This is a genomic window from Mesorhizobium sp. WSM4837, from assembly GCF_055811435.1.
Genome location: NZ_JBVVQE010000012.1, coordinates 62581 through 75958 on the forward strand (window position 1 = coordinate 62581; position 13378 = coordinate 75958).

Here is a 13378-nt window from a genome sequence, read left to right on the forward strand (position 1 = left end):
TTCAGAACCTGCCGTTTCATTTGTCCATTTTGAGAGCTGATGGACGAGCCATTGCAATGGTGCCCAGCAATGGTTGACTGAGAAAAGGATCGGCCCCTTCGGGCTGGTAGAAGAGGAGATATGCCATGAAGAAGAGCTGGACAAAACCGACCATGTGCCAAGTTGCTGCGGGCTTCGAGATTTCGCGGTATCTGCCTGCTGAAATTACTCCCAAGAAGTAGGCCGCAGAGGTGCGTGTCCCCGGCAACGGGGACACGCACTGTCTTCCCGCGCGAGGTCTTCGTGAAAGGCTTTGACGCGTTCAATGCGGGCGCGAAGCCATTCGCGGTCGAAAATTTGCTGTTGGTTGAACAAGCCGCAGAGCGGGCATTGCAATGCGCTTGAAGATCATCGGCTCGGCGGCAGGCGGCGGCTTCCCGCAGTGGAATTGCAACTATCGCCTGAGCCGCGCGGCTCGCACCGGGATGGCTGGCGTGCATTCGCGAACCCAATCAAGCATCGCCGCCTCAGTGGATGGGGCCGGCTGGGTTCTCTTCAACGCCTCGCCCGATATCCGCCAGCAGATTGCGCAAACGCCTGAATTGCAGCCGGCGCAGGATGCGCTGTTGCGTTCGACGCCTATCCGCGCGGTGGTGCTGACCAATGCCGATGTCGATCATGTCGCCGGCCTGCTCAGCCTGCGTGAGCGGCAGCCCTTCGCCATCTACGCAACGACACAGGTGCTGGAGACGCTGGAAGCGAACTCGATCTTCAATGTCCTCGATCCAGCGCTCGTGCCGCGACGCATCTTGCCGCCGGCCGAAGAACTGGCGATATGCGACGCAGACGGCCACGACACCGGCGTGACTGTCGAGAGTTTTCCTGTGCCCGGCAAGATAGCCCTCTATCTCGAGGAAAGAAGCCGGCCGGAAGCCAATTTCAGTTCCGACGCCGGCGACACGATCGGCGTCCGTATCGGCGGTGCCGGCAGTCACGGCTCCGTCTTCTACATCCCAGGCTGCGCGCGCATCGATGCAGCCCTGCGCACGCGCCTGGCCGATGCCGCCTGCGTCCTGTTCGATGGCACGGTCTACACCGACGACGAGATGATTGCCGCCGGCGTCGGCCAAAAGACCGGTGCGCGCATGGGGCATCTGGCCATGTCGGGAGACGAGGGGTCGATCGCCGGCCTGGCCGATGTGGGGATCGGCCGCCGTGTCTTCGTCCACATCAACAACACCAATCCGGTTCTGGACGAGAATTCGGCCGAGCACGCAGCGGTCAAAGCGGCTGGCTGGGAAGTCGCCCGCGATGGGATGGAGATGGAATTTTGAGTGATTTCCACGACGCGGCCAGGAACGGCCTGTCCTCCAGCGAGCTCGAAGCCGTGCTGCGGCAGGTCGGCGCCGAGCGCTATCACAACCGCCATCCTTTCCACCACAGGATGACCAGCGGTGCGCTGTCGAGGACCGAGATGCAGGCCTGGGCGCTGAACCGCTATTGCTACCAGGCCGTCATCCCGCGCAAGGACGCCATGATCCTCGCACATGCGCAGGACCCGGCGTTTCGCGCCGCCTGGCGCAAACGCATCGAGGACCATGATGGCGAGGACGGTTGGAGCGGCGGCATCGCGCGCTGGCTGCATCTGGCGACCTCGCTCGGCCTCGATGCCGATGACGTGAAGAGCGAAAGGCTGGCGTTGCCGGCGACACGTTTCGCGGTCGGCGCCTACCTCGCCTTTTGCACGAACCGGACGCTGTTCGAGGCGGTCGCCTCGTCGCTGACCGAGATGTTCTCGCCGCTCATCATCGGCGAACGGGTCCCGGCGATGCTGGCCAAATACGACTACATCACCGAGGATACGCTGGCCTATTTCAGCCGACGGCCCGAACAGGCCTCGCGCGACGCCGACTTCGCCCTCGCTTACGTGCTCGGCCATGCCGACACGGCGGAACGCCAGCAGCAGGCGATCGATGCGCTGGTGTTCAAATGCGATATACTGTGGGCCATGCTCGACGCGCTTCAACACGCCTATGGCCAGCCGGGAAACATCCCTCCCGGCGCCTTCCGTCCGGAGCCAGTCCGATGATGGCGCTGCGCGAAAGAGCTTTGGTTTCACCGCGATCGGTGCCGTCGCTGCCGAAGCACGTGCGCATACAGTACGATCCCGTGCGGCAGGCATTCGCCGTGCTTTCGCCGGAAAAGGTGTTTTGGCCGAACGACATCAGCCTCGATATATTGCGCCGCTGCGATGGACGGTCCACGGTCGGCCACATCATCGCCGAGCTTGCCGCGGATTATGACGCCGAACAGGAGGCGGTGGCGGCCGACGTCGTCGCCTTCCTGCAAGAATGGTCGGACAAGCTGCTGGTAAAACTATGAGCGAGCCCCTTCTCCCTCCGATCGGCATGCTGGCGGAACTGACGCATCGCTGCCCGCTGCAATGCCCGTATTGCTCCAATCCGCTCGAATTGCTGAAAGCCAATCGCGAACTCGATACACAGACTTGGCTTGATCTGTTCTCGCAGGCCGCCGATCTCGGCGTTCTCCAGGTGCATCTGTCGGGCGGTGAACCGACGCTGCGCCGCGACCTCGAGCAACTGATCGCCGGGCTTTCGGCGCGCGGCGTCTACACCAACCTGATCACCGCCGGCGTCGGCATTGCCGAAGGCCGCATCGAGGCATTTGCCGAAGCCGGGCTCGACCATCTGCAACTGAGTTTTCAAGGCGCACGGCCGGCGACCACCGACCGCATCGGCAATCACAAAGGCGGCCACGAAAAGAAGCTGGAGACGGCACGCCGCGCCCGCGCAGCCGGCCTGCCGCTTACCATCAACGCGCCGATCCATCGCCACAACATCGAGGAAGTGCCGGAATTCATCGACCTGGCGCTCTCGCTCGGCGCGGAGCGGCTTGAGATCGCCAACGTGCAGTATGCCGGCTGGGCGCTGACCAATCGCGATCAACTGATGCCCGAGCGTGCTGCGGTCGACCGTCAGGCGGAGATCGTCGCGGCGGCGCGCGAACGGCTCACCGGCATCATGAACATCGATTTCGTCACGCCGGATTATTTCGCCATCTATCCCAAGCCGTGCATGGGCGGCTGGGCGCGCGACGCCTTCATGGTGGCGCCGGACGGCGCCGTGCTGCCGTGCCATGCCGCACAGACCATCCCGTCGCTCAGTTTTGAGCGTTTCGGCCCGCGCAGCCTGGCCGAAATCTGGACCGATTCGCCGGCATTCAATGCCTTTCGCGGCACCGACTGGATGCAGCAGCCCTGTCGCAGCTGCGAACGGCGTGAGATCGACTGGGGCGGTTGCCGCTGCCAGGCGATGGCGATTGCCGGCGACGCCGCCGCGACGGACCCGGCTTGCGCGAAATCGCCGATCCATGCGCGCATGGCCATGCTGATCGACGAAGCCCAGCGTGCTGCGGCAGTTCCTTCGAACGACGAACAATTCGTCTACCGACGGATCGGCGTCGTCACCGAGCCCGCCTGATCTCTTCCCCGGTCTCGCGCTCGCGCACCGCGTCGGCGAATGCCAGTGCGTCGCGATTGACGGCAATGTTGTGCACGCGAAAGATCGAAGCGCCTTTCAGCCGCAGGATGACGCTTGTTGCCGCTGTGCCGACGTCTCGCCCCTCGTCACTTCCGCCGACCAGCTGACGGGCAAGGCGCTTGCGTGACGTGCCGACGAGCAATGGAAAACCGAGCGCGCACAACTCACCGAAGCGAGCCATGAGCTCGAGGTTTTCCTCGCCGTCCTTGGCGAAAGCGAAGCCGGGGTCGAGCACAATCCGCTCGTCCGCGATGCCGGCGTCGCGCGAGATCTCCAGCGATCTGTTCAGGAACAGGAACTGGTCGGCGATCACATCCGCCAGTTTTTCGCGGCCGCGCCCGGTGTGCATGATGACGAGGCCGGCGCCGGTTTCCGCCGCGACCTGCGCGATGTCGGGTTCGCGCTGCAGTCCATGCACGTCGTTGACGATATGCGCGCCGGCGGCGACCGCCAGCCGCGCCGTCTCGGCCCTGTAGGTGTCGACTGAAACCAGGCTGTCGCCGTCGGACGACAGCGCCTCGATGACCGGCAGGATGCGCGATTGTTCCTCGCGCGCAGAAACGGCGCCGGCGCCGGGCCGGGTGGATTCGCCGCCGACATCGATGATCGCCGCGCCCTCGCCGATCATGCGCCGCGCCTGCTGCAGCGCCCGCTCCGGCCGGTCGAATTCTCCGCCGTCGGAAAAACTGTCCGGCGTGACGTTCAAAATCCCCATCAGCAACGATTGCGCGCCAAGATCGAGATGCCGTCCATGAGCAAGCTGCCAGCGCGTCATGCGTCAACCTTTTTCATCTCATTTTCATATCAGATGCAATTCGCGACAAGATTGTCACTCACACGAACCCGGTTTCCCCATCTACCTATGCTCGCGAAACAAAAGGAGCGTAGCAATGACCAGGGAAACGATCAGCTTTACTTACACGACCTATATTGTCTCGACACCGGGAAAGGTGTTCGAGGCCATAACCAAACCGGACCTCGCACGGCGCTACTGGGGCCACGAGAACGTCTCCGACTGGAAGCCCGGCTCGAGCTGGCAGCACATCCGCGCTAATGACGAACGGACCGTCGAGCTCGTCGGCAAGGTCGTCGAGGTGTCGCCGCCGACCCGTCTCGTCATCACCTGGGCAAACGCTTCGCAGGCGTCCGATCCGGCGAGCTACAGCCGGGTGACCTTCGAGCTCGAGGAATACGAGGCCATGGTCCGGCTGACCGTCAGCCATGACGACCTCGAAGCCGGCAGCGGCATGGGCATCAAAAAGGGTTGGCCGATCGTCCTCTCCAGCCTGAAATCCTTTCTCGAAACGGGTCAGGCGATCGATGTCTTCGCCAAGCCGCGCGCGTCCGAACTGGCGGCCTGACCCAGGACAAAGGACCGAGCAGATGAGCACTCTCTACACCGGCGGATGCGCGTGCGGCGCGGTCCGCTACGAGGCAAAGGCAGCCCCGATCTTCGAAAACCACTGCCAATGCCGCGATTGCCAGAAAAGAAGCGGCACCGGTCACCAATCCTATCTGACGTTTCCGTCGCGGGCAGACGTCAAGATCACCGGCACAGCGACGGACTGGCGCATCGCGGGTGACAGCGGCAATGATAACATCCATTCGTTCTGCCCGGTCTGCGGAACGCCGGTCTACCTGACATTCGCCGCCATGCCGGAGCCGATCGCGGTCTATGCTGGAAGTCTCGACGATCCGAGCCGGTTCAATCCGACCGTTGTCACCTACGGCAGCCGGGCTCTCCCCTGGGACAAGATGGATAGCGCGCTGAAGACCTTCGAGAAGATGCCGCCGGGCTGACCGGCCGGCGGCAGGGCGGACGCGCACAATCTTCAGGAGGCGGATCTGCGCCCACCGCAGGCGCGGATCGGCTGGTGGGCTAGGCCGACCTCGATGACTGCTCCGCATCACGGTGCATTACGGTGACAGTGCACTTTTTGCCCCGCTTGGCTGTCGCTGTGTGTGGATTGAAGGCATGGCTCGACTTACAGGCCGCACCGCCGGAAGCAAAACCGATTCCGCTTGTGCTCGCGTACGTGGAGCCGATCTCGGAGCCAACGTGAGACAACCGTTTCCGGCTATTCAATAGAAATGTTCGTTAATAAACCTCCGAATGTTGCTCTCGACGGCGCGTTTCTCAGGTTGTTTGGTTCGCCAAGCAGTGGCATACAATTCGTGGCAGCTTGGGGTAAACGCCACAGATGGCACTTTTTCGTTATCTTAGTGACGACGCATTTCTGATCTTCTCACGCAAATTCCGGTTCCTCTATGAGGCGGCGTTACTGGACACCTACGAGCGTTTCTTCTCTCGTGGAGCGTCCTTCCCCACCCCCCAGGAGGTCGTCCATGCAATCTACGATCTCATCAAGCGAATGCCCGAGCTTCTTGCCGAGGGCGACGACGTTGGCGAAGGACTGCCTGACCTAGTGTCCAAGCGTCGTCGGCGCCTGAAGTTCGCTGGCGAGGCGAACGAGGCTGCGGAGGCAGCGTTGCGGGTCGCGAGCATTGCCTACCAGAAATTGCTCCAGACCGGTTGGCTCGAAGAGGAAGAATATGGGCTAAGGGTGACGGTAGATATGCCCATGGGAGCAAGCTTGGTCATGCAGCTCCTGTCCAGCCTGAAATCCGACGTGAGCCAGCGCTTCGGCGGCGTCGTTGTCAACGTGAAGCAGAGTCTGGAACTAGCGGCGAAACTCCAGCCGGGCTCTTCCGTAAAGGAGGCCGTGGATGCTGCATATGCCGTAGTGCAGGCTAGAGAACAGGCCACCGCCTTTCTTAAAACGCTCAGGGCAATCCTATCCGACCTCAGGCGTATTCGCCGTACCATCATGGAATCGCGGAGCATGCGCGAGAGAGTGGACGCCTATTTTCAGGAATTCATCGGCGAATTGGTTCTGAAGGACTTCCAAGCGATCCACACTTTCAACCACCCCTTTAGGTTCAAGGATCATATCCTCGATCTTGCCCGCGACATTTCTCTCGATCCTGGAACCATGAGGACGATCGCTTCGGGGTATGTTGAGAACGGAATGGCCGATACACTTGAGAATGGGCTCAGAATGGCTGAGACCGATCTTCTATCCATCCAGGAGGTCTTTGATGGGATCGGTGAGATGTTCGATCGAATCGCCGTCTTCCGGCGGCAGTTGGAACAGCGTCTCCGGAACACGGTCAAGTATGCGGAGCAAGGGAGCGGTGGTATTTCAAGCCGGGCCTCGCAACTCGTGCGCCGGCTCCACAAGGTGATGGACCAGCGCCCCGCTCTCTCTGAATTCGCGTGGGTTCCCCTGCCGGTCGAACCGATGCATACGCCGTGGTCGGAAAGACATCTCGCGCAACCGCGGCAATCTCGCAAGGCCTTGGAGTCAATGGCGGTTCCACCCAAATTGGTGGATCCATTGCTGGCGCTGCGTAAAAGACTCAAGAAGGAGTACATGGAAAGAATCGTTCCGGACGAGAGACGATTGCTCCAATGGCTGCATGAGAACGTCCCTCTTGCTGTGACGAAAGAGGCGCACTTCTTTAAGATCGAAGACGTGGACTCATTCATTGCATTCGATGCGATCCGAAGGTTCACCAAGCCGGGCGATATTCCGCCCTCTATCGCGGTGGCGTTTGAGATCGTGGATGACTCTGACGGACCGCAGCACGATAGCGATTGGATCAGGTGCGGGAATTTCCTTATCCGGAGAAGGCCTGTCCCGGCTGGAGGCGTCGATGCTGGCTGAGTTCGAAGAAGTAGAGACCCGATTCGGCGCGGACAAGGGCGCCGATCTTCGCAAGGCCTGCCGATACCTCCTGCGTCATCAGTTCGTGTATTCGGGCGACCGGGGCGTGGCAACTATCTATGATGTAATTATGGATAGTCGCTTCAGAAGAGTGATTGACGGATTCTTTGACTGCATCGGCTACCGCGTCCACCGCGAGCAAGAGGAACAGTGGGCGGGGATCGTGCTCTGTGACGAAGAGATATCGTCAACGCCAAAAATGAAGGCTGATGAGACCATCGTTCTCCTGGTGGCGGCGGCTCACTGGCAGGACGAAGCGAACCAGGGCAACGTTGAGGAGCGCGCGACGGTCTTGACCACGTTCAACGTCCTTTACGAGAAGTACAGGGAAATGGCCGAAAGAGGCACAAAAATGCTGGTGGCCCAGTCAAGGTTCGAAGATGTTCTTGAGGCTCTTGCTGCACGCAACCTGATCTGGCTTGGAGAGTTCGATCGCGCCCTTCAGGATCGGGAGGTGGTGGTCCGGCCGGTAATCAAGCTTGTTTCCGGATCCGACGCGCTGAAGCGAATTGAGGAGCAGGTTGCGCTGGAAGATTACGAGCCTCGCCAGTTAGCTCCCGTTGGGGAAAATGCCCAATGATGGAACTCGTGCACCTCGCGCTGGTGAACTGGCATGCGTTCAACGTCGAAGATATCCCGGTTTCTGGCCACGTCGGTTTCCTCGGTGAAAACGCCTCGGGCAAATCAACAATCCTCGACATGATCCAGGTGGTGCTCACCGGCGCTAGCGGACGCTACATGAACCTCAACCCAGTCGCTGGTGAGAGTCGCCGCAGAAGCGGTCCGAGGCGCACGGTACAGGGGTACTGCCTCGGTGCCCATGGAGAGGGTGATTTTCGGCGTGAAGCCTGCCTTACCTACGTGACTATCAGTTTTCGCGACGCCGATGGAGTGAAACCCGACCTGACGGTAGGCCTCGCCATGGAGGCGAGGAAGACACAGCCAGCCGAAACTGTACTCGGCCGGTTCGTCGTCCGCGGCAAAATATTGAAGACGACGGATTTCCTGCGTGAGCGGGAAGGGCGGCAAGAATTCGCGCAATGGGAGGAAGTCAGGCAATCCCTGGAGAGAGAATGCGGTGGCGGCTTCGTGAATCATCGCGACAGCGCCACTGATCACATCCGCGAGTACATGCGCGATTTGGTTCCAAGATCGGCGCCAACCTCGGGAAACGCCGCCGCGCTTGCAAAGGCGATTGTGAACGGCATGACTCTTAACCAAGGCCTGTCCGCAACAGACTTCGTCAGGAGCTACATCCTCGAGGAGTCGCCCATGAGGATTAGTGAACTGCGAGAGTCACTGAAGACTTACCGGCAAGTCAATCAGACCATCAAGAACATGCGTGAGCGCGCGAAGCGGCTGAAGGTGGTCAAAGCGCGTGCGGAAGAATTTAGGAATTCTCTTAACGAACACGACGAGGAGGATTGGATTAATCGCAAGGCGAGGTATCTAGCGGCCTCGGCGGCAATGCGGGCACTTGAAGAAGAGATCAAGGAAGCCGAGGCATCTCTCCTAGCCGAGAGCGAGGAAATCACCGACCTGAACCACTCAATCACGGAGGCGAACCAGGATGTGCATCGCATCATCAAGCAGATCGAAGCGATCAAAGCGAGGACGGGCATCGACGATCTGAAGAAGATGGCAGACAGCCATTCCTATTCCGCCACAGATTGCCTCAAGCGGGTTTCCGAGCGAGTGAAGCACATGCAGCGGATCGCCGCGGCGGCCGAAGCACTCGGAAAGGGTGAAGTAAGCTCCCGCGAATTGGCGGCTCATGCCTCCGCGCTGGCCGAGGCCGTCAGGTGTGGCAATACGGGAGCCACGGCGGTCATCGAACAAGCCTTCCTGGCATCGCTCCCCATCATCGCCGAGAGAATTGGGAGAGCGCGTAGCGAGGCGGAAGCGACTTTGCATACCAAAACTGAGGACGTCGGTAAGCTGTCTCGCTCTATTGAGGCGGCCGCTTCCGGTTCACGGGATTCTCACCTCGGCGACCATACCCGCGAGCTGATGAGGCTCTTTCGCATGGCCGGGATGATTCCGAGAGCGCTTTGCGACATCATTGACCTTACCGACAAGGACTGGGCGCAAGCGGCTGAAGGTCTTCTCGGTCGGGACAGGGAGGCGATCTTCGTCGATCGCGATCACATCCACGGGGCAACGGCCATCCTGAGGGAAAATAGACGGGAACTCCGCCAGGCGTCCTTGGTCAGCCTAAACAAGCTTGAGCGATACCAAGATCCGGCTCAAGCAGGTTGGTTCCCATCTCTTTTCAGGTCCGATGACAAAGACGCGCTCGCCTTCCTGCAGCGCAGATATGGCAATGTGCGGCTGGCCCGCACCATGGATGGGTTCAATCAGCCCGGCCGCGCCCTTATGGCTGACGGCCTGTATGATGATGGGCTGGTACGAGGGACCCGACTGGAGGAAGCCTCCCGCCTCAAGATCGGCAAGACAGCCCAGGAGCAGCTGCTCCTCGAGCAGAAAAGGCGTTTGGAGGAATTGCAGGAGGAAATCGAAACCCTGTCCCAGCGCAGGCACGTCCTTTCCGAGGTTGACCGCTCCGCTGCCATCTTGGCTTCGACTGCGGACGGCGAGACAGTGGTAGGCCTACTTGCAAGGGCGCAGGAGCAGGAGGGGTTGGCACAAGAGGCTCGGTCCAGGTTGGAGGCGGTGGATCAGGGCGACCTCAAGCGCCTTTACGAACTTGAGGAGAAGAAGAAAGTTCAACAGGCCTACATTCAGGCCAGGAACGGCGAACTCACGTCGATCCAGAAGAGGCAAGGAGCCTATCAGAAACAGGCCGAAACCGCGAGAAAGACGCTCGAGAGCCTTACAAGCCAAGAAGGATCGCGCCATTCGCGGAACCTCGCCCGCCGCCTGTTCCACTATAGTTGGCGCCTGACGGCCGCAGTGCCCGCCAACCGCAGGTATCGGGAGCGGATGGCGGATAAACAGATCCCAAGCTTTTCGTCGGCCCGCTACGCAGCATTGGCCGGGATCCATCGTGCGATCGGACAGCGCGCGGAGGACCGCTCCAAGCAAGCTAGGGACAGAATGATGGAGGCCGATAGAGGTGTGCGGGCCGCCATGAGGAGCTACTTTGACATTGCCCCCTTGAGTTCTGTTGTTGGAGTAGAAGGCGACATCCTCAAGGACATCCTACCATGGGCAGAAGCCACGATTCGCGACATCGAAGAGAACGAACTCACACGGCATGAAGCGTTGGCGGATGAAGCTTCCGAGCGGGTCTCATCCATCTTTCGCGGCGAGTTCGTCAACTCCCTCCATTCGCGCATCTCTAAGCTTAAGAGAGATATCGACGCGCTGAACCATAGCTTGCGCAATCACACGTTCCACGGCGAGCGATATTCGTTCAGCAGGACGCAATTGGCTCAGTACGCGCCCATCCTGAAAGCGGTCGAGATTTACGTGACGTCCGAGGATGCACTGGAACTTCTGTTCAAGGGCGAAATTCCCGAAGACTCTCCCCACAAACCCGTGCTCGATGAGGTGAAGCGCATCCTGGAGCATCCCGACACCGATTTTGACAGTTTTGAGGACTATAGAAACTTCTTCGTATTCGAGATCCATATGGAGAACCTTGATACCGGACACAAGACACGCTGGGAAACTCGCCGCGGAACGGGTTCCGGAGCCGAGCAACAAGTCCCGCTTTACGTTGCCATCGGTGCCTCGCTGGCTTCCGTTTACGGAACCGCCGAGGGGAGATTTGGATCGCGTCTTGGAATGGCCCTTGCCGTCTTCGACGAAGCCTTTGCCAAGCTCGACGGCAAGAACCAGCGGCAGATGATGAGGTTCTATGAGAGCCTTGGCCTGCAGGTGGTTGTGGCTGCGCCACCTGAGCGGCGGCCTTCCTTGCTCGGTTACATGCATGCCATCGTCGAGGTAGACAATATTGGCAACGGGCAGTCGGAGACGACAGTAGTTCAAGTGAGGGAAAAGGCCCGCAAGGAGCTGCTGCGGATCAACCCTGAGCTCATGGACGATGAAGCGTTGCGCAGGATGGCAGCGGAGTGAGGTTCACCGATCCGAGTGCCCTTCTCTCTCATCTCCTGGACAGGCACGAGGATGGTCGAGCGGGCGCACGCGCTTATCCGGACAACGCTGCTTTTTCGAGCGTAGTTGAGGCCGACCGCTTCCGGAAGAAGTTGGAGGAGGCAAGTCGGGCGGGTGCGGTCGAGCTTCGGATGGATAAGGGGCGGCGAGCCGGCGAGGTCAAATTCGTGCGCATCGCTGACGCGGCGAACCTCTATCGTTTCGTCGAACGAATTCCTTCCGGTGAACGCTCTGCCTCAGCGCTCGAGGAACTTTTTTGTCGTGCAGAGCTGTCCACCCCATTCGCAGAGCAGGGTCGAGAAGCTGCGGGGGCCTGGTCCAAAAATCGGAAGTGGGCAGGCATCGCTCCCGGTGACATTGGTTCGCTCGCGAAGGCGCTTATCCTCGCACAAGCGATTCACGCACAACAACATTCCGGACTGGACTATCGCACGTTCTCCAGGCGGACTGTGTCAGACAGTAAGGCATTGGAACGGCTGGAGGCATCGGTCGTAAGGGCCTTGCGTGGCGCGGTTCCAGACATTCCGGAGGGCGCAACTCCCCGCGAGGCGCTGGGCGCTCTCGGACTAGAAAAGGTGTCTCCACCCCTCCTCCTTTCTGGCCCCATCACCTTTGGGGCGCACCAACCGGACGCTTCCTTCCTTGGCTTCCCAGCCGATGCAATCGATACTGTCGACTTCAGCCGCATGCCGGAGTACGTCCTCGTGGTTGAAAACTACACGAGTTTCGTCAGACACGTGACTGAGGCAGACCCGGATCGGCGAGGACTCGTCCTTTACGGAGGCGGCTATCCGTCGGCGGGAATCCAGAAAGCGTTTGGTTTGATTGCCCGCCGCTTACCAGACGAGGTTCCGTTTTACCATTGGTCCGACATTGATCCTGATGGCATCTGGATTTTCCTTACGGTTGAGAGAGCGTTCGGCCGCGGGCTGATCCCGCACCTTATGACCGTTGAGTTGGCAGAAAAGCATGGCAATCCGCCGGTGCAGGTGGCGAGCAGAGTTGCCAGGGCTGACGGATCGATTCTCTTTGAGCTGATCGCATACCTTTCCCAACCTGGTGCAAAACACTTGGAGCAGGAGGAACTCGATCCTATGATCCCGCGTCTATAGGGAACTACACAGCGAGCCCCTGTGACGCAATTCGCGGTCGTGCCCATGACACTCAGCGATTGCCGTACTCGTCATGGCGGCGCCACCACGCCTGGGGGAACTCGAGCCCGTTCTCGTTCCTTCCCCACGGAGCCAGGTCGAGGAAACGGTAGACCCCCATAAACGCCTCGGTGCCACGGGCGTAGGTGGAGTAGGTGTGGTAGACGGCACCGTCCTGGAGCGCAAAGACGCTCATTCCCTCCTTCTGCGGCTCGGCCCTGTCGACATGCTGATAGTTGTAGTCGGCGCCGTCTCTCTGCTGCTCTTCGGTGAAGGCGGCGCCGAAGTCATATTTGAAATCGCTCCCGAGCGACGAAACCCACGGGAAGCGCCAGCCCATTTGCTGCTTGTAGTCCTGGATCTCCTGCAACGGCGCGATCGATTCGCAAACCAGGGTAATGTCGCGGCCGTTCAAGTGGGGGATGACGCAGTCGAAGTGATCGGCGATCAAGGAGCATCCGGTGCATCCTTGGCGCTCATCCGTGAGCCGGTATCCGTAGCCGAACATGAAATGATAGACGAAGAGTTGCGAGCGCCCCTGGAAGAGGTCGGCGAGCGAGGCGCTGCCCTCCTCGGTCTCCAACAGATACTCCTTGTCGATCCGAACCCACGGCAGTTCCTGTCGCTGTCGCGCCAGCTCGTCGCTCTGCCGCATGAGCCTTTTCTCCGCCTCGAGCAGTGCGAGCCGCGCTCCGAGCCGTTCCTCGCGTGTTCCGGTCTTGTGTTTCATCATCGCTGCTGTCTCCTTCCTCGGGGGATTTCCCTTCCGTTTCTCGAAACAACTTGTTGCATCAGGCGTTAAACTCAATGCCGGAGGCGA

General features: G+C 60.3%; 13 protein-coding genes. 10 read left to right on the forward strand and 3 right to left on the reverse strand.

The genetic code is table 11. From position 1 onward, the window contains the following. Window positions 1-16 precede the first annotated feature (16 nt). Entirely contained in the window at window positions 17-154 is a 138-nt protein-coding gene (locus AC0L3D_RS09490) for a hypothetical protein (RefSeq protein WP_023797673.1), read from the reverse strand. A 220-nt stretch (window positions 155-374) separates the two neighbouring features. Between AC0L3D_RS09490 and pqqB the strand changes: the two genes are divergently transcribed. The 4 genes from pqqB to pqqE are packed head-to-tail and all read left to right on the forward strand — an operon-like array spanning window position 375 to window position 3479. After that, window positions 375-1313 (forward strand): pyrroloquinoline quinone biosynthesis protein PqqB, encoded by a 939-nt coding sequence (gene pqqB / locus AC0L3D_RS09495; RefSeq protein WP_473644001.1) that lies wholly within the window; start codon window positions 375-377, stop codon window positions 1311-1313. Continuing rightward, window positions 1310-2068: a pyrroloquinoline-quinone synthase PqqC gene (gene pqqC, locus AC0L3D_RS09500; RefSeq protein WP_473477705.1), complete on the forward strand. Its 759-nt coding sequence runs from the start codon at window positions 1310-1312 to the stop codon at window positions 2066-2068. The genes pqqB and pqqC overlap by 4 nt, the downstream gene beginning before the upstream one ends. Beyond that, entirely contained in the window at window positions 2065-2361 is a 297-nt protein-coding gene (gene pqqD, locus AC0L3D_RS09505; protein WP_128166389.1) for a pyrroloquinoline quinone biosynthesis peptide chaperone PqqD, read from the forward strand. The genes pqqC and pqqD overlap by 4 nt, the downstream gene beginning before the upstream one ends. After that, the gene (gene pqqE / locus AC0L3D_RS09510) at window positions 2358-3479 is read left to right on the forward strand and encodes a pyrroloquinoline quinone biosynthesis protein PqqE (protein ID WP_473628292.1); all 1122 of its coding nucleotides are present in this window, start codon (window positions 2358-2360) and stop codon (window positions 3477-3479) included. The genes pqqD and pqqE overlap by 4 nt, the downstream gene beginning before the upstream one ends. Here pqqE and folP read toward each other — a convergent pair. After that, the gene (folP, locus tag AC0L3D_RS09515) at window positions 3463-4314 is read right to left on the reverse strand and encodes a dihydropteroate synthase (RefSeq protein WP_473644002.1); all 852 of its coding nucleotides are present in this window, start codon (window positions 4312-4314) and stop codon (window positions 3463-3465) included. The genes pqqE and folP overlap by 17 nt on opposite strands. Before the next feature lie 115 nt (window positions 4315-4429). Here folP and AC0L3D_RS09520 point away from each other — a divergent pair, with 115 nt between their 5' ends. The 6 genes from AC0L3D_RS09520 (at window position 4430) to AC0L3D_RS09545 (ending at window position 12519) form a co-directional block, all read left to right on the forward strand. Then, the gene (locus AC0L3D_RS09520) at window positions 4430-4900 is read left to right on the forward strand and encodes an SRPBCC family protein (protein WP_473628295.1); all 471 of its coding nucleotides are present in this window, start codon (window positions 4430-4432) and stop codon (window positions 4898-4900) included. A 22-nt stretch (window positions 4901-4922) separates the two neighbouring features. Then, on the forward strand, window positions 4923-5339 hold the full coding sequence (locus AC0L3D_RS09525) for a GFA family protein (protein ID WP_473628297.1): 417 nt from the start codon (window positions 4923-4925) through the stop codon (window positions 5337-5339). Window positions 5340-5740: 401 nt separating this feature from the next. Further along, window positions 5741-7267 (forward strand): Wadjet anti-phage system protein JetA family protein, encoded by a 1527-nt coding sequence (locus AC0L3D_RS09530; protein ID WP_473628298.1) that lies wholly within the window; start codon window positions 5741-5743, stop codon window positions 7265-7267. After that, window positions 7257-7907: a DUF4194 domain-containing protein gene (locus AC0L3D_RS09535; protein WP_473628300.1), complete on the forward strand. Its 651-nt coding sequence runs from the start codon at window positions 7257-7259 to the stop codon at window positions 7905-7907. Before AC0L3D_RS09530 ends, AC0L3D_RS09535 begins: the two co-directional genes overlap by 11 nt. After that, window positions 7904-11368: an SbcC/MukB-like Walker B domain-containing protein gene (locus AC0L3D_RS09540; RefSeq protein ID WP_473644004.1), complete on the forward strand. Its 3465-nt coding sequence runs from the start codon at window positions 7904-7906 to the stop codon at window positions 11366-11368. Before AC0L3D_RS09535 ends, AC0L3D_RS09540 begins: the two co-directional genes overlap by 4 nt. Next, window positions 11365-12519 (forward strand): Wadjet anti-phage system protein JetD domain-containing protein, encoded by a 1155-nt coding sequence (locus AC0L3D_RS09545; protein WP_473644006.1) that lies wholly within the window; start codon window positions 11365-11367, stop codon window positions 12517-12519. The genes AC0L3D_RS09540 and AC0L3D_RS09545 overlap by 4 nt, the downstream gene beginning before the upstream one ends. 52 nt (window positions 12520-12571) lie before the next feature. Here AC0L3D_RS09545 and AC0L3D_RS09550 read toward each other — a convergent pair whose 3' ends face one another. Further along, window positions 12572-13291, reverse strand: a complete 720-nt coding sequence (locus AC0L3D_RS09550; protein WP_473628304.1) for a DUF899 domain-containing protein — start codon at window positions 13289-13291, stop codon at window positions 12572-12574. Window positions 13292-13378 lie beyond the last annotated feature (87 nt).